We start from the raw sequence: 21,484 nt of genomic DNA, 5'->3' as shown, positions 1-21,484 counted from the left end.
CGTCACGCGAAGTCGAAATCGGCGGGATCCAACTCTCGGGTCATGGACCAATAGTCGACCAGCCGCCACGGCGAGTTGGCGATGACGCGGCCCGATGCGTTCTTGTACCAGTTGCCGACGCCGCCATGCGACCACACCATCCGGCGGTGCGCGGCGTCGACGCGTTCGTTGTAGGCGTCGTGCGGCTCGCGCCGGCACTCGATCGTCCGGTGGCCGCCTTCGATCATCTCCCGCAGCGCCTGCATGATGTAGCGGACCTGGCATTCCGTGTGGAAGATGATGCTGCCGCCGTGGCCGAGATTGGTGTTCGGGCCGTAGACGATGAAGAAATTGGGGAAGCCCGGCACGGTCATGCCGAGATGGGCGCGCGGATCGTCGTCGCCCCACAGGTCGCGCAACGACACACCGCCGCGTCCGCGGATGTCCATCGGCCACAGCATGCGGCCGGCCTGGAATCCGGTGGCGAACACGATGACGTCGGCGGGATGCGCCACGCCGTCGGTGGTGACGACGGCGTCGGCGGTGACGCGCGCGATCGGCGCGGTCACCAGATCGACGTTTGGCCGCTTCAGCATCCGGTACCAGCGGTTATCGCGCAGCATGCGCTTGCCGTAGGGCGGATAGGGCGGGATCACCTTGGCGAGCAGGACGGGATCGTCGCCGATCTCGGCGCGGATGTGGGCCTCCAGCATGTCGCGGAAGCCCTGGTTCACGGCGTTCAGCGAGCGGTCGGGATGCGGCCAGGCGGGATCGATCTGCAGCGAGGCGTGCAAGCCGTCGGCCGAGGCCCAGAACAGCAGGAAGCGGTACCACTTGTCGTAGAACGGGACGTGGCGCAGCGCCCATTTCTTCCCGGCCGCGACGGTCGCGTGGTAGTTCGGATTGTGGACCGACCAGTGCGGCGTGCGTTGGAAGATCGTCAGCCGCGCCACGTCGCCGGCGATCGAGGGGCCGGCCTGCATGCCGCTGGCGCCGGTGCCGATCATGGCCACGCGCTTGCCGCTCAGATCGTGCTCCGGCTCCCAGTGGCCGGTGTGGAACGCGGGACCCTCGAAATCCGAAAGACCGGGAATGTCCGGGATGGCCGGCCGGTTGAGTTGACCGACCGCGCCGACGAGGATCTCGGTCTCGATCGTCTCCTCGGCGCCGTCCTTCGAGCGGACGGCCACGCGCCAGACGCCCTTCGCCGCGTCATAGCCCGCGGCGGTCGCCTCGACGCCGAAGCGCACGGCGCGGCGCACGTCGTATTTGTCGGCGACGCGCTCGAGATAGCCCCACAACTCGTCGCGCTTGGAGAAATGGTCGGGCCAGTCGTGGTTGGGCTCGAACGAGAACGAGAAGAAGTGGTTGGGCGTGTCGACGCCGCAGCCGGGATAGGCGTTCTCGTACCAGGTGCCGCCGACGGTGTCGTTCTTCTCGAGGATCGTGAACGGGATGCCGGCCTCGCGCAGCTTGATCCCCACGCACAGGCCCGACAGGCCGGCGCCGATCACCAGCACGCGGAAGCGCGACAGCGCCGCCGCGTCCGGCGCGCGCCGCCACGGCACACTGCGCGGATCGCCGTCGCCGGTCAGACGCGTCTCCTCGAGGATCAGCGGGATGTATTCGTCGGGCACGGCCTGGCCGACGCCGGCCGCCATCATCTCGCGCAGCAGGTCGTCGGATGGCGGCGGCACCACCGCGTCGGGCGCGCGCGACAGCAGGATAGCGGCCAGCCTGTCGCGCAGCCCCGCGGCGACGTCCTCCGGCACCTTCTGCATGAAGTTCCACGCGCCGGCGACGTGCGGGCGGATCAGGTCGAGCGGCTGGCGATCGCCGGTGAGGTGCACCAGCGCCAACGTCAGCGGCACGATGTCGGCCTCGTCGAGCGCCGCGCGCATCGAGGCCGCGTCGATCAGCGTGTCCCGCGTGGTTCCATCCATTCCCGTCGCTCCGGCGTCCGTCCGACCACCCCGGTCACTACAGCACGGACGCGCCGGCGGGACACCGCGCGGCGACGCAGCCCCGCCCTACGCCGGCCGCGCCCCTCGCCACGATCCAAGATGACGCCGCGTTGGTCGGACGCGCCGGGAACCGGCGGCGCCGATCATCCCAGCTCGGCTCGCAGCAGCTCGAGCGCGGCGCGGGCGAAGGCGCGCATGTTGGCGACGCGGTCGGAATCGCCCGTGCGGACGGTGATGGCGCGCGACACCGGGCCGGCGATGGCGACGCAGGCGTGGCCGGCGGGATCGCCGTAGCGGTTGCCTGCCGGGCCGCTGGCGCCGGTCTCGGCCATGCCCCAGGTCGCGCCGAGCTTATCGCGGATCGTGCGGGCGCCGAGCGCGGCGTAGGCCTCGGTCGCCGAGCGTAGCCCGCTGCGGGCCTGCGGCGGGATCGCCAGCAGCGCGTCGCCGGCCGCGCGCGTGTAGATCACCGCGCCGCCGAGGAAATACGCCGAGGCGCCGGGCACCGCGATCAGCGACGCCGACAGCAAACCGCCGATCGATGATTCGGAGATCGCCAACGTCTCGCCGCGCGCCTTCAGGCGCCCGGCGATGGCGGTGGCGATCGGCAGCAGCGTGTCCATGGTCGTGCTCCCCGGAGTCGCCGCGTTACGCGGTGAGCGGCGCCAGCGCCGCGAGATCGAGCGCGACGCTCTCGCCCAGCCACGCCGCGCGGTCGCGGTGGTCCTCGAGATCCTCGCCGGTGTTGGGATGCACCAGCACCGTCAGGCCGCGGCGATTGAGATTGAGCCACGGCACGATGCGCTCGAACTTGTCGGGCTTGAACGCGACCTGGTAGCTCCAGCGCGGATGCGGTCCGACCGGCCGCTCGTGGAACCGGCCCATCACCATCTCGTCGGCGAAGCGGGCCGTGATCTCCTCGCGCAACGCCCACGCGGTGTCGCGCGTGCCGGCGTCGAAATAGACGTGGGCGTGCCAGCTCTCGATGCGCGAGACGTCCATCGTCGATCCTCTCCTGGTGCGCCGCGCTCAGCCGCGCCGCACGGCGCCGCCGCTGGTGATGCCGCCGTCGATCACCAGCTCGGCGCCGGTCATGTAGCTGGACGCGTCGGAGGCCAGGAACAGCACGCCGTTGGCGATGTCCTGGGCGCTGCCGGCGCGGCCCACCGGCGCGCCGATCTTCGCCAGCTCGTGCGGATCGACCGGCGCGTTGCGTCCGCCGCCCGACGCGCCGACCGGCAGCTTGCCCCAGATGGGGGTGTCGATGATGCCGGGATGCACGGAGTTCACGCGCACGCCGTCGCCCACCGAGGCGCACTCCATGGCGATCGCCTTGGCGAACAGCCGCACGCCGCCCTTGGTGGCGCAGTACCCCGCCAGCGTCGGCGAGCCGCGCAATCCCGCGATCGAGGAGATCATCACGATCGAGCCGCCGCCGGATTTCCGCATCACCGGCAGACAATGCTTCACCGACAGGAACACGCCGTCGAGGTTGATCGCGGTCTGCCGCCGCCAATCGGCCAACGACATGTCGGCGATGCTCGGCACCATGATGCCGATGCCGGCGTTGGCGACCATGACGTCGAGCCGGCCGTGGCGCTTGACGATGTCGGCCACGACCTCGATCCAGCGCGCCTCGTCGGCGACGTCCTGGGTCAGGAACGACGCCTCGCCGCCGGCCGCCTTGATGCGCGCCACCAACTCCGCGCCGCGCGGCGCGTCGATGTCGGTGGCGACCACCTTGGCGCCCTCGCGCGCCAAGGTCTCGCAGCACGCCGCCCCGATGCCCGACGCGCCCCCGGTCACCAGCGCGACCTTGCCCGATACCTGTCCCATGTCCCGCTCCCCCTGCGCGGCGGAAGCCCCTCCTCCGCCCCTTCGGGGCGACCTCTCCCCCTCGTCGGAGGGAAAAGGGAGGAACGCGCCGTTTCGACGCCGTCCCTTCTCCCCCGTCATCGGGGAAGAAGGGAAGCGCGCGCCCTACTTCGACTGGAAGTTCGGCAGGCGCTTCTCGGCCCAGGCCTTGACGCCCTCCTTGAAGTCGGAGGTCTTGCGGGTCCAGTCCTGCTCGGTCAGCTCGCGCTCGGTCGCCGCCTCGGCGCCATCGGCGAAGCCGCGGCGCATGGTCTCGCGGGTCGACTGCACGGCCAGCGGCGAGGATTGCGCGATCTCCGTCGCCAGCGCCATCGCCGCGGCGCGCAGTTCGGCGGCCGGCACCAGCACGTCGGCCATGCCCATCGCCACGGCCTCGTCGCCCGTGACGCGACGGCCCGTGTAGAAGAGCAGGTTGGCCTTCTGCTGGCCCACGAGGCGGGGCAGCGTGTAGGTCAGGCTGAAGCCGGGATGGAAGCCCAGCCGGTTGAAGTTGGCGCTGAAGCGCGCCTCGCTGCAGGTGACGCGGAAATCCGACGACAGCGCCAGACCCAAACCGCCGCCGATCGCCGCGCCCTGCACCGCCGCCACTTGCGGCTTCTTCGCGCGGAAGATGCGGGTCGCCTCCTTGTAGAGGTGCTTGCCGCTCTCGGCCGCGCCGGTGGCCGGGCGGTTGGCGAAATCGGCGCCGGCGCAGAACGACTTGCCCTGGGCGCACAGCACGATCGACCGGATGTTCACGTCGCGGTCGAAATCCTCGTAGGCGTCGGCGATCTGGTTGATCAGCGAATTGTCGAAATAGTTGTGCGGCGGACGCTGGATCTCGACGATCCCGACGTGTCCCTCGCTGCTGACGCCGAGGTCCGCGAATTTGCCGGCCATGAGTCTCTCCTCCCGTTCGGATTCGGCGGCAAGCTAGCGGATTTCACCGCCCGGTCCTACCGGTCCGGCGCAGAGGGGGGCCGCGCCGCCCGCATGGTCGGACGGCTTGTCCCGGGGCCGCAGCCGGGCAAAGGTCGCGGTGGAACGCCCGCGTCGCAAGCCGGGCGCCGATCAGGAGGAGACGGAAGATGGCGAGGTTGTGCGAGGGGCGCGTGGCGCTGGTGACGGGCGCGGCGCGGGGCGTGGGACGCGAGCACGCGCTGCTGCTGGCGAAGCACGGCGCCAAGGTGGTCGTGAACGACCTCGGCGGCGAACGCGACGGCAAGGGCGCCGACCTGACCCCGGCGCAGCAGGTGGTCGAGGAGATCAAGGCGATGGGCGGCGAGGCCGTGGTCAACGGCGACGACGTCGGCGACTGGAACGGCGCCAAGCGGATGGTCGACCAGGCCATCTCGACCTTCGGCAAGCTCGACATCGTGCTGAGCAACGCCGGCATCCTGCGCGACCGCATGCTCACCAACATGAGCGAGGAGGAGTGGGACGCCGTCATCAAGGTGCACCTGAAGGGCACCTTCGCGCCGGCGCGGCACGCCTGCGCCTACTGGCGCGACAAGTTCAAGGAGACCGGCCGGCCGGTGAACGGCCGCCTGCTGACCACGACCTCGGTGTCGGGCATCTACGGCAATGTCGGCCAGACCAACTACGGCGCCGCCAAGGCCGGCATCGCGGCGTTCACGGTGATCGCGGCGCGCGAGATGCGGCGCTACGGCGTGACCGTGAACTCGATCTCGCCGTCGGCCTACACGCGCATGACCGCCGACCTGCGCCAGTACTCGCCCGAGGATCTCGAGAAGCGCGATCCCAAGTGGGTGGCGCCGATCGCCGTCTGGCTGGCCAGCGAGGAGTCCGGCGAGATCACCGGCCGCGTGTTCCAGGCCGGCAACGGCCAGATCGCCGTCGCCGAGGGCTGGCACAAGGGCCCGACCATCGAGCAGGTCGCCGATCCGGCGACGCTCGGCCCGATCGTCAAGGACATGGTCGCCCGCGCCCGGAAGAACGCCGGCATGGACGGCATGGATCTGGATTGACGGGTCGTCGCCCTCTCCGCCGCGCATGCCGGCGGAGAGGGGCGCGACGCGAGCGGGCATCGAGATCCTTCGCCGCGCTCGGGCCGACGCGAAACGCAGGGGCGTTCGCGTTCTCCGTCGTCCAGAGCGCGGCGAAGGACCTGGCCGCTGGATCGCGGCGCGGCGTTCGCTAGCCCCGGCATAGGACGCGACCATGTACATCGGCGAACACGCGCGGCTGACGCCCGACAAGCCGGCGGTGATCGACTCCGCGACGGGCGCCATGGTCACGTTCCGCGAGGTCGACGAGGCCTCGACGCGGCTGGCGCGGCTGCTGCGCGGCGCCGGGCTGCGGCGCGGCGACCATGTCGCGCTGCTGATGGAGAACAATCTCCACTACCACGAGGTGGCGTGGGCGGCGCTGCGGTCGGGCCTCTACATCACCGCCATCAACCGCTACCTCGTGCCCGACGAGGCCGCCTACATCGTCAACGACAGCGGCGCCAAGGCGATCGTCACGTCGGCGGCGATGCGCGACACCGCGGACGGACTCGCGCCGCTGATCCCCGGCTGCGGGATCCGGCTGATGATGCACGGCGCCGGCGGCGGCTGGCGTTCGTACGAGGAGGCGCTGGCGTCGGTCGACGGCGGGCCGCTGGAGGACGAGCGGCTGGGCGACACGATGCTCTACAGTTCCGGCACCACCGGCCGGCCCAAGGGCATCAAGCGCGCGCTGCGCGACGAGCATCCGTCGGCCGGGCTGCGCAGCCGCGACACGCTGGCGCGCTACGGTTTCGGGCCGGACACGGTCTACCTGTCGCCGGCCCCGCTCTACCACTCCGCGCCGCTGGGTTTCACGCTGGGCGCGCAGGCGCTGGGCGGCTCGGTGGTGATGATGCGCCGCTTCGACCCCCTGGAGGCGCTGGCCGCCATCGAGCGCCACAAGGTCACCCACAGCCAGTGGGTGCCGACGATGTTCGTGCGCATGCTGAAGCTGACCGACGCCGAGCGCGCGCGCCACGACCTGTCGAGCCACCGCGCCGCGATCCACGCCGCCGCGCCCTGCCCGGTCGACGTCAAGCGCGGCATGATCGAATGGTGGGGGCCGATCCTGCACGAGTACTACGCCGGCACCGAGTCCAACGGCTCCACCCGAATCGACAGCCACGACTGGTTGCGCAAGCCCGGCTCGGTCGGCCAGGCGTCGCTGGGGATCATCCACATCTGCGACGACGAGGGGCGCGAGCTGCCGGCGGGCGAGGCCGGCCTGATCTACTTCGAGCGCGAGGAGATGCCGTTCGCCTACCACAACGACGACGCCCGCACCGACGCGGCGCGCCATCCCGCGCGACCGCTGTGGTCGACGCTGGGCGACGTCGGCTACCTCGACGACGAGGGCTACCTGTTCCTGACCGACCGCAAGGCGTTCATGATCATCGCCGGCGGCGTGAACATCTACCCGCAGGAGATCGAGGACGCGCTGGTGCTGCACCCCAAGGTCGGCGACGTGGCGGTGTTCGGCGTGCCCAACGAGGATCTCGGCGAGGAGGTCAAGGCGGTGGTCGAGCCGGCGCCGGGGATCGCGCCCTCGCCGGCGCTGGCCGAAGAGCTGCTGGAGTTCGCGCGCGGGCGCTTGTCGCGGCAGAAGGTGCCGCGGTCGATCGACTTCACCGACGCCATGCCGCGGCTGCCGACGGGGAAGCTGTACAAGCGCCTGCTGCGCGACGCGTACTGGCCGAAGAAGGCTTAAGGTCGGCGGAGACGGCCGGGCATGGTTTCGGCCTGCGAGGCGAGCCGGCGGCGGCGGGCGACGCGGGCGTTGCGGCGGGCCACGGACGGGCGGCATGATCGCGCGCCACATCTAGGATCACGGACATGAATTTCGACTTCTCCGACGACCAGAAGATGCTCAAGGACCAGGTGCGGAAGTTCCTCACCGACAAGTGCCCGATGAAGGTCGTGCGCCGCGTGCTCGACGGGCCTGAGACGCACGCCGCCGAGGTCTGGAAAGGCCTGGCCGAGCTCGGCGCCATGGGCACCGCGATCCCGGAGGCCTACGGCGGCTCGGGGCTCGGCGCCCTGGAGCTGTGCGTGATCGCCGAGGAGCTGGGCCGGTCCTGCGCGCCGGTGCCGTTCGCGTCGTCGGTGTATCTGGCGACCGAGGCGCTGATGCGCTGGGGAAGCGACGCGCAGAAGAAGACGTGGCTGCCGCGGCTCGCGGACGGCTCGGCGATCGGCACGCTGGCCGCCGGCGAGGGCCCGAAGCCGGCCTCGCCGCGGACGGTCCGCGCGGCGTTGTCGGGCGGCAAGCTCAGCGGCGAGAAGCTGCCGGTGCCCGACGGCGAGGCCGCCGATTTCGCGGTCGTGCTGGTCAACACCGGCGGCGCCGGCGAGCGGGCCCTGTCGCTGGCGCTGGTCGAGCTGGCCGGCGCCGGCGTCAAGCGCGAGCGCGTCGCCACGGTCGATCCGGCGCGCAAGCACGCCCGGCTGGCGTTCGACGGCGCCAAGGCCGAGCCGCTGGGCGCCGAGGGCGACGGCTGGCGGATGCTCAACGAGCTCTACGACGCGGCCGCGGTGCTGATCGCCTTCGAGCAGATCGGCGGCGCCGAGGCGGCGATGTGGATGGCGCGCGACTACGCGCTGCAGCGCTACGCCTTCGGGCGGCAGATCGGCTCTTACCAGGCGATCAAGCACAAGCTCGCCGACATGTACGTCAAGGTCGAGCTGGCGCGGTCCAACGCCTACTACGGCGCGATGATGCTCAACGACCGCGGCGCCGACCTGCCGGTCGCGGCGGCGGCGACGCGCGTGTCGGCCATCGACGCCTACGACTTCGCCGCCAAGGAGAACATCCAGACGCATGGCGGCATGGGCTTCACCTGGGAGGCCGACACGCAGTTCCACTACCGCCGCTCGCGCCTGCTGGCGCTCGGCATCGGCGGCCCGATGGCGTGGAAGGAGAAGCTCGTCTCCCGCCTCGAGCAGAAGAACGCCGCCTGATCCGCGATTTCCGAGAGGACACGCCGCCATGGACTTCAACGACACCCCCGAGGAAGCCGCGTTCCGCGCCAAGGCCCGCGCCTGGCTGGACGCCAACGCCAAGCGCAAGACCGACGACAAGCAGGCCTACCGCGCCCGCGTCGACGACCCCGAGCTGCTGAAGCGCGCCAAGGAGTGGCAGGACAAGAAGGCCGCCGCCGGCTACGCCCGCATCACCTGGCCGGTCGAGTACGGCGGCATGGGCGGCACGCAGATCCAGCAGGTGATCTACAGCCAGGAGGAGGCCAACTACCTCGTGCCGCTGGGCTTCTTCGACATCGGGCTGGGCATGTGCATCCCGACGATGATGGCCTACGCCTCCAAGGAGCACCTCACCCGCTACGTGAAGCCGGCGCTGCACGGCGACGAGGTGTGGTGCCAGCTGTTCTCCGAGCCGGTCGCCGGCTCGGACGTGGCCGGCATCCGCACGCGCGCCGAGCGCGACGGCGACGACTGGGTGATCAACGGCCAGAAGGTGTGGACGTCCGGCGCGCACTACTGCGACTACGGCATCGTCATCACCCGCACCAACCCCGACGTGCCCAAGCACCAGGGGCTGACGATGTTCTTCCTGAGCATGAAGTCGCCGGGCGTCGAGGTGCGGCCGATCCGCCAGATCTCCGGCGCGGCCAACTTCAACGAGGTGTTCTTCACCAACGTCCGGGTCCCCGACTCGCAGCGGCTCGGCAAGGTCGGCGACGGCTGGAAGGTGGCGCTGACGACGCTGATGAACGAGCGCCTCGCGGTCGGCACGCCGTCCGGCGGGCTCGACGTCGACGAGCTGCTCGATCTGGCGCGCGAGACCGAGCTGGAGGACGGCCCGGCGATCCGCAACGCCCACGTGCGGTCGAAGATCGCGGACTGGTACGTGCAGACGCAGGGGCTGAAATACACCAAGTACCGGACCCTGACGTCGCTCTCGAAGGGCCAGACGCCGGGACCGGAATCCTCGATCGGCAAGATCGTGGCGGCGCCCAAGATGCAGGACCTCGGCGCCTTCGCCATGGAGCTGATGGGCACCGGCGGCGTCATGACCGGCGACGTGCCGGGCGCCGGCGGCTTCCAGGCGCAGTGGATCGGCGGTGCCGGCTTCCGCATCGCCGGCGGCACCGACGAGATCCTGCGCAACATCGTGGCCGAGCGCGTGCTCGGCCTGCCGCAGGACGTGCGCGTCGACAAGGACGTGCCGTTCAGCGCGCTGGGCAAGGCGAAGTGACACAGGGCGACGCCGCGACGCGGCGCGGGAGGAAGCGATGATCTTCGAGATGCGGACCTACACGCTCCATCCCGGCGCGCTGCCGAAGTACTTCGACCACGTGCGCGACGTCGGCCGGCCGGTGCGCGGCGACGACTACGGCATGAACCACGGCTACTGGGCGTCGGAGTTCGGCACTTTGAACCAGGCGTGGCACCTGTGGAGCTACGACAGCCTCGACGACCGCGAGGCCAAGCGCGTGGCGCTGTCGAAGAACCCGCGCTGGACCGGTGAGTACGTGCCGGGCGTGCGGCCGCTGGTGAAGCGGCAGTCGATCCGGTTCTGGAAGGCGGCCAAGCCGTTCGAGGCGCCGAAGACGGACGGCGGCTTCTACGAGCTGCGCATGTACAAGACCAATCTCGGCCAGGCCGGGCCGTGGTGCCAGATGTTCAAGGACATCCTGCCGGTGCGCGAGAAATACGCGCCGTCGCCCAACGTGGGCCTGTGGCAGGGCGAGGCGCCCGACCCGAACGAGGTGGCGCACATGTGGCACTACCCGACGCTCGACTCGCGCGGCGCGGCGCGCGGCGACCTCTACAAGGACCCGCAGTGGCAGGCGTTCATCGCCAGATCGGCCCCGATGCTCACCGACCTCGAATCGATCATCCTGCTGCCGCATCCGGCGGTGAAGGTGAAGTAGGCAGCGGAAGACGAATCCCCTCATCTACCCCTTCGGGGCAGCTTCCTCTCCGAAGACGGGGGAGAAGGCGGCGCGTAGCGCCGGACGAGGGGCCGTTCCTCGCCCCTCCGCCTCACCGCTTGCCCTCGATCTCGACCTCCAGAAGGTAGGGCTTGCCCGAGGCGAAGGCGGCGCGTAGCGCCGCCGTCAGTTCGTCCGGCTTCGTCACCCGCGCGCCGGCGATGCCCATGCCCCTGGCCATGTCGACGAAACCCAGGTTCGGCCCGGTCAGGTCCATCTGCGGGTAGTCGCGGTTGGACATCGCGTCGAAGCGCTGCCGGTAGGTGTCGAGATTGTGCTTGAGCACGCGGTATTCGCGGTTCGCAAGGATGACGAACACGATGGCGAGGTCGTGGTGCGCCGCGCTCCACAGCGCCTGGGCGCTGTACATCGCCGAGCCGTCGCCGGAGATCGCCAGCACCGGCCGGTCCGGGCACGCGACCTTGGCGCCGATCGCGCCGGCCAGCGCCTGGCCGATGCCGCCGCCCCGGCCGCTGAGATAGTCGCCGGGACGTTCGAACGGGATGGTGCGGGCCAGATCGACGTTGGCGGTGATCGACTCGTCGACCACCACGACGTCCACCGGCAACGCGTCGCGGATCGCCGCCATCGTCACGGCCATCGACATCGGCGAGCGCGCGCGGCTCTTCTCGGCGCGCGCCGCCTGGGCCGCGTCGTCGGCGTCGCGCGCGGACTTCAAAGCGGCCCCGCGGCGCGCGGCGGCGACGGTGAACTCCGACGGCGCGGCGGCCAGCGCGGCGCGGATCGCGGCGATCGAGGCGCGCGGATGGCCGGCCAGCCCGACCGTCGGCGCGAAATTGTAGGCCAGCCGCTCGAACGATTCCTCGAGATGCACCACCGCGGCGCCGTCGGCGAAGGGCGCGCCCGGCGCGTACCACACCTCCTCGAAGAACGGCCCGCCGATCAGCATGACGAGGTCGTGGGCGTCGAACGCCTTGCGCATGGCGGCGGCGTCGAACGGCACCGCGCCCCGGGCGTTGCGGTGGAACGACGGGAACGAGAGCTGATGGCGCAGGCCCTCGACCCACACCGGCGCGCCGAGCGTCTCCGACAACGCGACCAGCTCGGCCACGGCGCCGGCGCGCGCGACATCGTCGCCGGCGACGATCACCGGCGAGCGCGCCGCCAGCAGCGCCCGCGCCGCCGCCGCCACGCCGTCGGGGTCCGGCCGCGTGGCGCGGTACAGCGCGCCGGGCGGCGCGGCGAGCACGTCGGTCTCCTGCTCCATCACGTCGATCGGCAACGCCACGAACACCGGCCCGCACGGCGGGTCGTTGGCGATCTTGAAGGCGCGGCGCAGGATCGGCGCCATCTCGTCGGCGCGCTCGACCTGCACGCTCCATTTGACCACCGGCGCGGCCATCGCCGCGAGGTCGTGGCCCAGCAGCGGATCGCGCAGCCGCAGCCGCGTGTCCTGCTGGCCCGCGGTCACGACCATCGGCGAGTTGGCCTTGAGCGCGCCGTAGAGCATGCCCAGCGCGTTGCCCAGCCCCGGCGCGACGTGGACGTTCACGACGGGCGTCTTCCCGCTGGCCTGCGCGTAGAAGCTGGCGGCGCCCAGCGCGATGCCCTCGTGCAGCGCCACGACGTATTCCACGCTTGGATAGGCGCCGAGGCTGTCGATCAGCGGACTCTCGGTCGTGCCGGGATTGCCGAACATGCGCTCGACGCCGTGGGCGACGAGACTCTCCATGAACACCTGACGTCCGCGCATCGCTTCCCCCGATTGATACGTTGTCGTCGACGGCCTAGCCGCCGAGGAATTCCTTGGTCCAGCGCGCATAGTCGCCGTCGCGCGTGACCCGCTTCATCAGGTCGGCCGAGGCCACGCCCTCCAGCTTCGAGGGCGGCACGCCGTCGCGCAGCGCCTTGAGCGTGGCGTAGGTCGCCTGCACCGCCGCCGCGTACGGTTGGTGCCCCTGCAAAGCGATGCGCACGCGCCGGCTGGCGAGATAGGCCTTGTCGGACAGGTCGCCGGCGACGCCGCCGAGGATGATCGGCAGGGTCGTGGCGGCCGACAGCGCGTCGAGCTGCGCGCGCGTCGTCACGCCGACGAAGAACAACGCGTCGACCCCGGCGGCCTCGTAGGCGCGGCCCCGCGCGATGGCGTCGTCGACGCCCGTCAGCATGACGGCGCTGGTCCTGCCGGCGATCGCCAGCATCGGGTCCTGCCGACCGGCCAGCGCCGCCTTCATCTTGCCGACGCCCTCCTCGACCGGGATCAGCGTCACCTTTCCGTCGCCATAGGGCCGCGGCAGCTCGGTGTCCTCGATGCTCAGCCCGGCGACGCCGGCGGTCTCCAGTTCCTCGACCGTACGTTTGACGTTCAGCGCGTTGCCGTAGCCGTGGTCGGCGTCGACCATCAGCGGCAGGCCGCCCGCCCGGTTGATCCGGTAGGCCTGGCCGGCGAACTCCGACAGGGTCAGGACGATCAGATCCGGCGCCCCCAGCACCGTCAGGGAGGCCACCGAGCCGGCGAACATGCCGACCTCGAACCCGAGATCCTCGGCGATCCGGGCGGAGATGGCGTCGTGGACCGACCCCGGATGGACGCAGATGTCACCCGCAAGCACGGCGCGGAAGCGCTTTCGACGATCGGACCAGTTCATTTTGTGCGGCGCCCTCCCCTAGGACGGGCGGGAGTATTCCAGACCGGGGGGCGGCGGGTCCACCACGGCGGTCCGCCATCCCGCCGGGACACGGACATGCCAAATCGGGGAGGCTCGCCGGTCTGGCGGGGCTGCATCGCCACGCACATTTTTCGCGTATAGTGCGGCCGCGAAAGGATTCGTCATGAACGTCCAGACCCGGCCCGCGTCCGGGGAAGAGGTCGCGGCCCTCGTGCGCGACCTCGGAGCGCGGGCCAAGAACGCGGCGGCGGCGCTGCGCAACGCCACCACGGCGGCCAAGGACGCCGCCCTGGTCGAGGCCGCGCGGCTGATGCGCGCCGAGAGCGCCGCCATCGTCGAGGCCAACGCCCGCGACATGGCGGCCGCACGCTCGGCCGGGCTCGACGCCGCCATGCTCGACCGGCTGATGCTCGATCCCGGCCGCGTCGAGGCGATGGCGCACGGCCTGGACGACATCGTCGCCCTGCCCGATCCGGTCGGCCAGGTGATGGAGGAATGGACGCGGCCCAGCGGCCTGCGTTTCACGCGGGTACGGGTGCCGATCGGCGTGATCGCCGTGGTCTACGAGTCGCGCCCCAACGTCACGGCCGACGCCGGCGCGCTGTGCCTGAAATCGGGCAACGTCGTGATCCTGCGCGGCGGCTCGGAGAGCTTCCACTCCTCGCGCGCCATCGCCGCCTGTCTGCGCCGCGGCCTCGCCAGCGCCGGCCTGCCCGAGGACTGCGTCCAGCTTGTGCCGACCACCGACCGCGCCGCCGTCGGCGAGCTGCTGAGGGCGGTGGAATTCCTGAACCTGATCGTACCGCGCGGCGGACGCGCCCTGATCGAGCGCGTCTCGAGCGAGAGCCGCGTGCCGGTGCTCAAGCACTTCGAGGGGCTTTGCCACGTCTACGTCGACGGCGCCGCCGACATCGCCATGGCGCGCGACGTGGTCGCCAACGCCAAGATGCGCCGGGTCGGCGTGTGCGGCGCCGCCGAGACGCTGCTGATCGACCGGGCCGCGCTCGCGACCCACGCGCGGCCGGTGCTCGACCGGCTGATCGCGCTGGGCTGCGCCGTGCGCGGCGACGACGCGATCCGCGCGATCGAGCCGCGCGCGACGGCCGCGACGGAACAGGACTGGCGCACCGAGTATCTGGCGCCGGTGATCAGCGCCGCCGTGGTCGACGGCGTCGACGGCGCCATCCGCCACATCGCCACCTACGGCTCCGGCCACACCGACTGCATCGTCACGTCCGACGCCGCGGCGGCCGAGCGGTTCCTGCGCGATGTCGACAGCGTCATCGTCATGCACAACGCGTCCACGCAGTTCGCCGACGGCGGCGAGTTCGGGCTGGGCGCCGAGATCGGCATCTCGACCGACCGCCTGCACGCGCGCGGGCCGGTCGGACTGGCCGAGCTGACGACCTACAAGAACGTCGTGCGCGGCGACGGCACGCTGCGCCCGTGACGGTCTCCCAACGCATCCGCGGCGCCGCCACCGCGCTGGCGATCGCCGCGCTCACGGCGTTCCAACCCGCCGCCGCCGCCGAGGGCAACTACCCGTTCGTCGAGATCTACGACGCGGACAAGAAGCTGCTGCAGGGGCCGGTCGCCACCAACGTCGTGCCGCTGTGGCCGATCCGCAGCTGCTTCGGCTGGGTGCTGACCCTGCCGACCTACGCCTTCCAGACGGTCGAGGTGGTCGAGATCCAGAAGCTGCCCGGCCCGTCGCGCTTCGCCGGCGACGGTTTCGAGGTGCACGAGACGCTCGACGGCACGACCGCCAAGCAGCGCCTTACGGTCGGCGCCGACGGCCGCATCGTCAGCACCTGGTGCGTCAACGACGCCGATCCGCCGGGCGAGTACCGCTTCGACGTCCATATCGACGGCCGCCACGCGGCGGAATTCCGCTACTGCGGCATCCGTGTGCCCGAGAACGAGCCGTTCGACCTCGAGAAACTCGCCTGTCCGCGCAGGCACGAGGGGTCGTGAGCGGCGACGCCGTCCGCGCCGGCCTGCTGGCGACGCCGTTCGCGTCGACGGCCGCGCTGGCCGCGCCTCCGGGCGAGCACCGCAAGCTGATCCGGCTACGCGATGCCGACGGGAAGACCATCGAGGGCCCGGTCCGCGGCGACGCGTTCCCGCTGTGGCCTGCGCGGGCCTGCTACACGTGGGTCGTCCATGTCGGCGGCGCCGAGCGCCTGGTGAACGTCACCGAGCGCCAGACGACGCCGGGTCCGACGCGCTTCGACGTCGGCGCCGACATCCGGATCAACGACGCCTCCGACGCGACCGAATGGACCCGGCGCATGGTCGTGCGCGATGGCGCCGTGGCGCACACATGGTGCGTCAACGACGCCGATCCGCCCGGCGAATACCACTACCGCGTCGACATCGACGGCCGCTTCGTCGCGGCGTTCCGATTCTGCGGCATCAAGCTCCCGGAGGGCGCGCCGCCGCGGCTGGGCGGACTGTCCTGCGCCAAACGCTTCCTCGGCTCGTGAGGCCGACCCCGTGCGCCGCGACCGCATCCGCCCGTTCCTACCCCCGGCCGCGCGCGCCGCGCTCGGCGCCGCGCCGCGCCGGATCGGCCTGCTGGGCGGATCGTTCAACCCGGCGCACGAGGGCCACCGCCATATCAGCGTCGAGGCGCTGCGCCGGCTCGATCTCGACGAGATCTGGTGGTTGGTGGCGCCGCAGAATCCGCTGAAGGACGCCCGAGGCATGGGCGCGCTGGACGAACGGCTCGCCGCGGCGCGCCGGATGTCCGGCCACGACCGCATCCGGGTCACCGACATCGAACGCGTCCTGGGCACCCGCTACACGGTCGACACCTTGGCGCGGCTGCGCCGGCTGTTCCCGCGCATCGCGTTCGTGTGGCTGATGGGGGCCGACAATCTGGCGCAGATGGCGCGCTGGAAGCGCTGGCCCGACATCGCGGCCATGGCGCCGATCGCGGTGATCGACCGGCCGGGCTGCGGCGTACGGGCGCTGGCCGGGGCGGTCGCGCGGCGCTATGGTGCGGCCCGTTCGCGCGACGGCGCCGTGCGCGGCCTCGCCGCCGCCGGGCCGCCGGCGTGGTGTTTCCTGCGTTGCCGGCTCAGCCCGCTCTCGGCGACCGCGATCCGCGCCGCCCGCCATCCCTGAAGACCGACGGAGAACTGTCATTCCCGCCCGCCCCCGCCGCCGTCCCAGCCCCTCCGACGCCCTGCGCAAGCTCGTCCGGGAATCCCTCGAGGAGGACAAGGCCGAGGACATCGTCGAACTCGATGTCGCCGGCCGCACCAGCGTCGCCGACTGGATGATCGTGTGCAGCGGGCGCTCGACCCGGCAGGTCTCGGCGATCGCCGACAAACTGGCCTCGCGCCTCAAGGACTCCGGCCACAAAGGCGTGCGGGTCGAGGGCAAGACGCAGGGCGACTGGGTGCTGGTCGACGCCGGCGACGTGATCGTGCACGTGTTCCGGCCGGAGATCCGCGAACTGTACCAGCTCGAGCGGCTGTGGACCTTCCCCGAGGAGCCGGCGGAGGGCGCGCCGAAACGCCGCCGCATCTCGAAAGCCGCGACCACAGCCGACGACGAAGCCCAGGAAGCGGCCGACGCCAAACCGCCCGTCGCGGCCGGGAAAGCCTGACGCCTGCGGGCGGCCGCCCATGCGTCTGACCATCGCCGCCGTCGGTCGGGCGAAATCGGGGCCGGAGAAGGCGCTCTACGACGAGTACGCCCGACGCATGCTGTGGCCGCTGACCCTGCGCGAGGTCGAGGAGCGACGCCCGCTGCCGGCGGCCGAGACGATGGTCCGCGAGGGCAGGCTCCTGCGCGACGCCTGCCCGGCCAGCGCGACCCTCGTCGCCCTGGATCGGCGCGGCCGCACGCTGGATAGCGCCGCCTTCGCCAAATGGATCGCCGGCCGCCGCGACACGGGAACCGCCGAGCTGGCGTTCCTGATCGGCGGCGCCGACGGCCATACCGAGGCGCTACTGGCGGATTGCGCGCTGGCCCTGTCGTTCGGCCCGATGACGTTCCCCCACCTTCTGGCCCGGGTGATGCTGGCCGAGCAGCTCTACCGCGCCCAGCAGATCCTGGCCGGACACCCCTACCACCGGGCCTGAAGCGCGGGGAAACCGCGGTTTCGGGCGGCGTTCCGGCGGGAAATCGACGCTTGCCGCTTTTCCGCCGCGAAATCGCGATTACATTGGGCCCATGTCCAGACCGACCCTCGCCACACCCCTCCACCGCCTCGCGCGCGCCGCGACCTTGGCCGCCGCCACCTTCGCCCTGACAGCCGGTGTCGGCGCGATGGCGCAGGACACGCCGCGCAAGCCGGGCAAGGCGCGCAGCATCCCCTTCGTGTCGATCACCAAGAGCGACGGCTCGACCCGGTATTTCGAGACCAACGCCATCCCCTTGCTGATCAACAAGGCGTGCTTCGGCTGGCGGGCGTGGCTCGGCGGCCCCAACCGGTCGATCAGCCTGGTCGAGGTGCTGCAGACGTCGCAGCCCGCCAAGGACGTGATCGCCGGGCCGGAGACCGAGGTCAGCGAGGACAAGACCCGCGCCACGACGCGCATGCGCGAGCGCGTGGTCGACGGCTATCTACAGCGCTCGTGGTGCATCATCGAGGGTGATCCGCCGGGCACCTACACCTACCACATCACCATCGATGGCGAGCCGCGCGGCGAGTTCGTGTTCTGCGCGATCGAGCTGAAGGAGCAGGACGAGGACATCGATCCCACGGAGCTGTCCTGCCCGAACAAGTTCCAATCCGTCGGCGCGCCCGCCGCGCCGACCATGATGGCCGGCGGCGTCCACGGCGGCGGTTGACGCGCATCCGTGAAACGACCCGCAAGAGAGCAACGATAGATGGCCTCCGCTCCGACCGCCGCGCCGCGCCCTGTGGTGCTGTGCATCCTTGACGGCTGGGGCCACCGCCTCGATCCGCGCGACAACGCCGTGCTGGCGGCGCGCACGCCGAATTTCGACCGCATGGTCGCGACCTGTCCGCAGGGCCTGATCGACGCGTCTGAGCTGCATGTCGGCCTGCCGTCCGGCCAGATGGGCAATTCCGAGGTCGGCCACATGAACCTCGGCGCCGGGCGCGTGGTGATGCAGGACCTGCCGCGGATCGACCAGGCGATCGCCGACGGAAGCCTCGCGCGCGCGCCGGCGCTGCTGGCGTTCGTGGCGGCGCTGAAGCGCAGCGGCGGCGTGTGCCATCTGATGGGCCTGTTGTCGCCCGGTGGCGTCCATAGCCACCACCACCACATGGCGGCGCTGGCCGACATCGTCGCCGGCCACGGCGTCGCGGTGCGCGTGCACGCCTTCCTCGACGGTCGCGACACGCCTCCCAGCAGCGCCCGCGAGTATCTCGCCGATTTCACGGCGCGTCTCGACAACGGCAAGGACATCGCGATCGGCACCGTCAGCGGCCGCTTCTATCCGATGGACCGCGACAAGCGCTGGGAGCGCGTCACGAAGGCGTATGCCGCGCTGGTCGACGCCGCGGGTCCGCGCGCCCCGACCGCCGACGCCGCCGTGACCGCGGGTTACGCCGCCGGTCTGACGGACGAGTTCGTCCTGCCCACAGTGATCGACGACTACGCCGGCATGAGGGACGGCGACGGCGTGTTGATGGGCAATTTCCGCGCCGACCGCGCGCGGGAGATCCTGACGGCGCTGCTCGACCCGATGTTCGACGGCTTCACGCGTCCGCGCCGGCCCGCCTTCGCCGCGGCGCTCGGCCTGGTCGAGTACTCCAGCGCGCTCAATCCGTTCCTCGGCACGCTGTTCGACTCGGCCGCGCTGTCGCGCGGGCTGGGCGAGGTGGTGTCAGCCGCCGGCCGGACGCAGCTGCGCATCGCCGAGACCGAGAAATACGCCCACGTCACGTTCTTCTTCAACGGCGGCGAGGAGCGCGTTTTCCCCGGCGAGGAGCGCATCCTCGTCCCCTCGCCGAAGGTCGCGACCTACGACCTGCAGCCGGAGATGAGCGCGCCGGAGGTGACGGACAAGCTCGTCGCGGCCATCGATTCCGGAAGGTTCGACCTCGTCGTCGTCAACTACGCCAACACCGACCAGGTCGGCCACAGCGGCGTGTTCGCCGCCGCCGTGCGGGCGGTCGAGGTGGTCGATTCCTGCCTCGGGCGCGTCGCCGACGCCGTCCGCCGCGCCGGCGGCGCGATGTTCGTGACCGCCGACCACGGCAATGTCGAGCAGTTGTTCGACCACGCCACCGGCCAGCCGCATACGCAGCACACGCTCAACCGCGTGCCCGCCATCCTGTTCAACGCGCCGGCCGGGGTCGCGGGGCTGGCCGATGGCCGGCTCGCCGACGTGGCGCCGACGCTGCTGGCGCTGATGGGCCTGCCGCGACCCGCGGAGATGACCGGGACGTCGCTGCTGCGCGCCGAGCCGCGCCCGGGCGTGCTGTCCGTCCCCGCGGAGCTGCGCGCGCGGGCCGCCGCTGCCTGAGCGCCGCGCGGCGCCCGGGAACGCACTGTTTTCGACCACCCACGCACACGGTCGCGCGAGCGGACGGGCCCGCCCTTGTTCGGCCTTATTGCGGCGGGTAATGTCCTCTTCACAGCCGAAACGGCGAAATTCCCCCCGTTGGAGCGCCCGCTCCGGAAAGTCCCGATGAAGACCGTCCGTCTCCCGGCCCTCGCGGCCGCCGCCTCCCTCGCCGCGCTCGCGACGTTCTGGTCGCCGGTCGATCTGGCCTTCGCCCCCGCCGCCCGCGCGCAGCAGCAGGAGAAGCCCGCCGAGGCCAAGGACAAGCCGAAGGCGACCGACAAGACCGAGATTTTCCAGCAGCTCAACCTGTTCGGGGACGTGCTGGAACGCGTGCGCAACGAGTACGTCGAGCCGCCGAACGAGAAGGATCTGATCGAGGCGGCCATCAACGGCATGCTGGCGTCGCTCGATCCGCACAGCTCGTACATGAACGCCAAGGCGTTCCGCGACATGCAGGTGCAGACCCGCGGCGAGTTCGGCGGGCTGGGCATCGAGGTGACGATGGACGGCGGCCTGGTGAAGGTCGTCTCGCCGATCGACGACACACCGGCGTCGCGCGCCGGCCTTCAGCCCGGCGACTACATCGTGACGCTCGACAAGGAGCCGGTCATGGGGCTGACGCTCCAGGAGGCGGTCGAGCGCATGCGGGGCAAGATCGACACCAAGATCACGCTCGGCATCCGGCGCGCCGGCAAGGAGCCGTTCGACGTCACGCTGACGCGCGCCAAGATCGTGGTGCAGTCGGTGAAGAGCCGCGTCGAGGGCGGCGACATCGGCTACGTGCGCATCACGTCGTTCACGGAGCAGACAACCGCGGGGCTCGCGGCGGCGCTGGAGAAGTTCAAGAAGGAGCTCGGGCCCAAGTGGAAGGGCGTCGTGCTCGACATGCGCAACAACCCCGGCGGCCTGCTCGACCAGTCGGTCAAGGTGTCGGACCTGTTCCTCGACAAGGGCGAGATCGTCTCGACGCGCGCCCGCAAGGCCGAGGACGTGCAGCGCTGGAACGCCACGCCCGGCGACGCCGCCCAGGGTCTGCCGATCGTCATCCTGATCAACGGCGGTTCGGCCTCCGCGTCGGAGATCGTCGCCGGCGCCCTGCAGGACCACAAGCGCGCGATCGTGCTGGGCACCCGCAGCTTCGGCAAGGGCTCCGTCCAGACGATCATGCCGGTGACCGGTGGCGGCGCCATGCGCCTGACGACGGCGCTGTACTTCACGCCCTCCGGCAGGTCGATCCAGAAGGACGGCATCAAGCCGGACATCGAGGTCGAGCAGGCCAAGGTCGAGGCCGTGAAGCCGGCCGAGCGCACGCGCGAGGAAAATCTGCGCGGTTCGATCGTCAACCCGGCGAACCGCGGCAAGGCCGGCGAGCCGGCCAAGCCGCCGGCGGGTCCGGCGGGCAAGGCGCCCGAGGCCAAGACCGACGGCAAGCCCGGCGAGGCCGCCAAACCGGGCGAGGCCAAGGAAGAGAAGGTGGACACGGACGAGCCGCCGAACGCGGCGACGGCCGACTACCAGCTCCAGCGCGCCATGGACCTGATCCGCGGGATCGCGCTCTACGGCCAGCGCGGCCAGTGACCGGCGCGCGGGCCGGACGTTAG

General features: G+C 71.2%; 20 protein-coding genes. 13 read left to right on the top strand and 7 right to left on the bottom strand.

Features of this window, described 5'->3' with window-relative positions:
* Positions 1-2: 2 nt before the first annotated feature.
* From IPK81_15280 to IPK81_15260, 5 genes are all read right to left on the bottom strand, one after another.
* Entirely contained in the window at positions 3-1,643 is a 1,641-nt protein-coding gene (locus IPK81_15280; protein QQS15130.1) for an NAD(P)/FAD-dependent oxidoreductase, read from the bottom strand.
* Between the two features lie 443 nt (positions 1,644-2,086).
* Complete coding sequence (locus IPK81_15275) at positions 2,087-2,566, bottom strand: CinA family protein (GenBank protein ID QQS10975.1); 480 nt, start codon at positions 2,564-2,566, stop codon at positions 2,087-2,089.
* Between the two features lie 25 nt (positions 2,567-2,591).
* Entirely contained in the window at positions 2,592-2,945 is a 354-nt protein-coding gene (locus tag IPK81_15270) for a DOPA 4,5-dioxygenase family protein (protein ID QQS10974.1), read from the bottom strand.
* 27 nt (positions 2,946-2,972) lie between these two features.
* A complete protein-coding gene (locus tag IPK81_15265) occupies positions 2,973-3,779 on the bottom strand; it encodes an SDR family oxidoreductase (protein QQS10973.1) in 807 nt (268 codons plus the stop codon).
* A gap of 144 nt (positions 3,780-3,923) precedes the next feature.
* On the bottom strand, positions 3,924-4,697 hold the full coding sequence (locus IPK81_15260) for an enoyl-CoA hydratase/isomerase family protein (GenBank protein QQS10972.1): 774 nt from the start codon (positions 4,695-4,697) through the stop codon (positions 3,924-3,926).
* Positions 4,698-4,885: 188 nt separating this feature from the next.
* Here IPK81_15260 and IPK81_15255 point away from each other — a divergent pair, with 188 nt between their 5' ends.
* The 5 genes from IPK81_15255 (at position 4,886) to IPK81_15235 (ending at position 10,698) form a co-directional block, all read left to right on the top strand.
* A complete protein-coding gene (locus IPK81_15255; GenBank protein ID QQS10971.1) occupies positions 4,886-5,785 on the top strand; it encodes an SDR family NAD(P)-dependent oxidoreductase in 900 nt (299 codons plus the stop codon).
* Positions 5,786-5,978: 193 nt separating this feature from the next.
* Positions 5,979-7,514, top strand: coding sequence for an acyl-CoA synthetase (locus IPK81_15250; protein ID QQS10970.1), 1,536 nt, complete (start codon positions 5,979-5,981; stop codon positions 7,512-7,514).
* Positions 7,515-7,639: 125 nt separating this feature from the next.
* Entirely contained in the window at positions 7,640-8,764 is a 1,125-nt protein-coding gene (locus IPK81_15245; GenBank protein QQS10969.1) for an acyl-CoA/acyl-ACP dehydrogenase, read from the top strand.
* 28 nt (positions 8,765-8,792) lie between these two features.
* Positions 8,793-10,019, top strand: coding sequence for an acyl-CoA dehydrogenase family protein (locus IPK81_15240; protein QQS10968.1), 1,227 nt, complete (start codon positions 8,793-8,795; stop codon positions 10,017-10,019).
* A 37-nt stretch (positions 10,020-10,056) separates the two neighbouring features.
* Complete coding sequence (locus tag IPK81_15235; GenBank protein ID QQS10967.1) at positions 10,057-10,698, top strand: NIPSNAP family protein; 642 nt, start codon at positions 10,057-10,059, stop codon at positions 10,696-10,698.
* Positions 10,699-10,810: 112 nt separating this feature from the next.
* On the opposite strand, the gene IPK81_15230 is transcribed toward IPK81_15235, so the two are convergent.
* Entirely contained in the window at positions 10,811-12,472 is a 1,662-nt protein-coding gene (locus tag IPK81_15230) for a thiamine pyrophosphate-binding protein (GenBank protein QQS10966.1), read from the bottom strand.
* Positions 12,473-12,506: 34 nt separating this feature from the next.
* On the bottom strand, positions 12,507-13,367 hold the full coding sequence (locus IPK81_15225) for an isocitrate lyase/PEP mutase family protein (protein QQS10965.1): 861 nt from the start codon (positions 13,365-13,367) through the stop codon (positions 12,507-12,509).
* A 184-nt stretch (positions 13,368-13,551) separates the two neighbouring features.
* Here IPK81_15225 and IPK81_15220 point away from each other — a divergent pair, with 184 nt between their 5' ends.
* From IPK81_15220 to IPK81_15185, 8 genes are all read left to right on the top strand, one after another.
* Positions 13,552-14,838 (top strand): glutamate-5-semialdehyde dehydrogenase, encoded by a 1,287-nt coding sequence (locus IPK81_15220; protein ID QQS10964.1) that lies wholly within the window; start codon positions 13,552-13,554, stop codon positions 14,836-14,838.
* Entirely contained in the window at positions 14,835-15,362 is a 528-nt protein-coding gene (locus IPK81_15215; GenBank protein ID QQS10963.1) for a hypothetical protein, read from the top strand. Before IPK81_15220 ends, IPK81_15215 begins: the two co-directional genes overlap by 4 nt.
* A 330-nt stretch (positions 15,363-15,692) precedes the next feature.
* Positions 15,693-16,517, top strand: a complete 825-nt coding sequence (locus IPK81_15210) for a nicotinate-nucleotide adenylyltransferase (protein ID QQS10962.1) — start codon at positions 15,693-15,695, stop codon at positions 16,515-16,517.
* A gap of 19 nt (positions 16,518-16,536) precedes the next feature.
* Positions 16,537-17,004 carry a ribosome silencing factor gene (gene rsfS, locus IPK81_15205; GenBank protein ID QQS15129.1) on the top strand — a complete coding sequence of 156 codons (468 nt, stop codon included), beginning with the start codon at positions 16,537-16,539 and terminating at the stop codon, positions 17,002-17,004.
* A gap of 19 nt (positions 17,005-17,023) precedes the next feature.
* A complete protein-coding gene (rlmH, locus tag IPK81_15200; GenBank protein ID QQS10961.1) occupies positions 17,024-17,482 on the top strand; it encodes a 23S rRNA (pseudouridine(1915)-N(3))-methyltransferase RlmH in 459 nt (152 codons plus the stop codon).
* A 91-nt stretch (positions 17,483-17,573) separates the two neighbouring features.
* Positions 17,574-18,194, top strand: coding sequence for a hypothetical protein (locus IPK81_15195; GenBank protein ID QQS10960.1), 621 nt, complete (start codon positions 17,574-17,576; stop codon positions 18,192-18,194).
* A 39-nt stretch (positions 18,195-18,233) separates the two neighbouring features.
* A complete protein-coding gene (locus tag IPK81_15190; GenBank protein ID QQS10959.1) occupies positions 18,234-19,841 on the top strand; it encodes a 2,3-bisphosphoglycerate-independent phosphoglycerate mutase in 1,608 nt (535 codons plus the stop codon).
* Between the two features lie 165 nt (positions 19,842-20,006).
* Positions 20,007-21,461 (top strand): PDZ domain-containing protein, encoded by a 1,455-nt coding sequence (locus IPK81_15185; protein QQS10958.1) that lies wholly within the window; start codon positions 20,007-20,009, stop codon positions 21,459-21,461.
* The last annotated feature ends 23 nt before the right edge of the window (positions 21,462-21,484 follow it).

The sequence above is a fragment of the Rhodospirillales bacterium genome (assembly GCA_016699855.1).
GTDB lineage: Bacteria > Pseudomonadota > Alphaproteobacteria > Reyranellales > Reyranellaceae.
Note: the sequence above shows the minus strand (reverse complement) of the source record. Positions and strands in the feature narration are given on the sequence as shown.

Excerpts from the sequence above, each read along its gene's own strand:
- IPK81_15280 (QQS15130.1), bottom strand. The coding sequence starts at position 1,643 with ATGATGGCGGCCGGCGTCGGCCAGGCCGTGCCCGACGAATACATCCCG.
- IPK81_15275 (QQS10975.1), bottom strand. The coding sequence starts at position 2,566 with ATGGACACGCTGCTGCCGATCGCCACCGCCATCGCCGGGCGCCTGAAG.
- IPK81_15270 (QQS10974.1), bottom strand. The coding sequence starts at position 2,945 with ATGGACGTCTCGCGCATCGAGAGCTGGCACGCCCACGTCTATTTCGAC.
- IPK81_15265 (QQS10973.1), bottom strand. The coding sequence starts at position 3,779 with ATGGGACAGGTATCGGGCAAGGTCGCGCTGGTGACCGGGGGCGCGTCG.
- IPK81_15260 (QQS10972.1), bottom strand. The coding sequence starts at position 4,697 with ATGGCCGGCAAATTCGCGGACCTCGGCGTCAGCAGCGAGGGACACGTC.
- IPK81_15255 (QQS10971.1), top strand. The coding sequence starts at position 4,886 with ATGGCGAGGTTGTGCGAGGGGCGCGTGGCGCTGGTGACGGGCGCGGCG.
- IPK81_15250 (QQS10970.1), top strand. The coding sequence starts at position 5,979 with ATGTACATCGGCGAACACGCGCGGCTGACGCCCGACAAGCCGGCGGTG.
- IPK81_15245 (QQS10969.1), top strand. The coding sequence starts at position 7,640 with ATGAATTTCGACTTCTCCGACGACCAGAAGATGCTCAAGGACCAGGTG.
- IPK81_15240 (QQS10968.1), top strand. The coding sequence starts at position 8,793 with ATGGACTTCAACGACACCCCCGAGGAAGCCGCGTTCCGCGCCAAGGCC.
- IPK81_15235 (QQS10967.1), top strand. The coding sequence starts at position 10,057 with ATGATCTTCGAGATGCGGACCTACACGCTCCATCCCGGCGCGCTGCCG.
- IPK81_15230 (QQS10966.1), bottom strand. The coding sequence starts at position 12,472 with ATGCGCGGACGTCAGGTGTTCATGGAGAGTCTCGTCGCCCACGGCGTC.
- IPK81_15225 (QQS10965.1), bottom strand. The coding sequence starts at position 13,367 with ATGAACTGGTCCGATCGTCGAAAGCGCTTCCGCGCCGTGCTTGCGGGT.
- IPK81_15220 (QQS10964.1), top strand. The coding sequence starts at position 13,552 with ATGAACGTCCAGACCCGGCCCGCGTCCGGGGAAGAGGTCGCGGCCCTC.
- IPK81_15210 (QQS10962.1), top strand. The coding sequence starts at position 15,693 with ATGGCGCCGTGGCGCACACATGGTGCGTCAACGACGCCGATCCGCCCG.
- rlmH (QQS10961.1), top strand. The coding sequence starts at position 17,024 with ATGCGTCTGACCATCGCCGCCGTCGGTCGGGCGAAATCGGGGCCGGAG.
- IPK81_15195 (QQS10960.1), top strand. The coding sequence starts at position 17,574 with ATGTCCAGACCGACCCTCGCCACACCCCTCCACCGCCTCGCGCGCGCC.
- IPK81_15190 (QQS10959.1), top strand. The coding sequence starts at position 18,234 with ATGGCCTCCGCTCCGACCGCCGCGCCGCGCCCTGTGGTGCTGTGCATC.
- IPK81_15185 (QQS10958.1), top strand. The coding sequence starts at position 20,007 with ATGAAGACCGTCCGTCTCCCGGCCCTCGCGGCCGCCGCCTCCCTCGCC.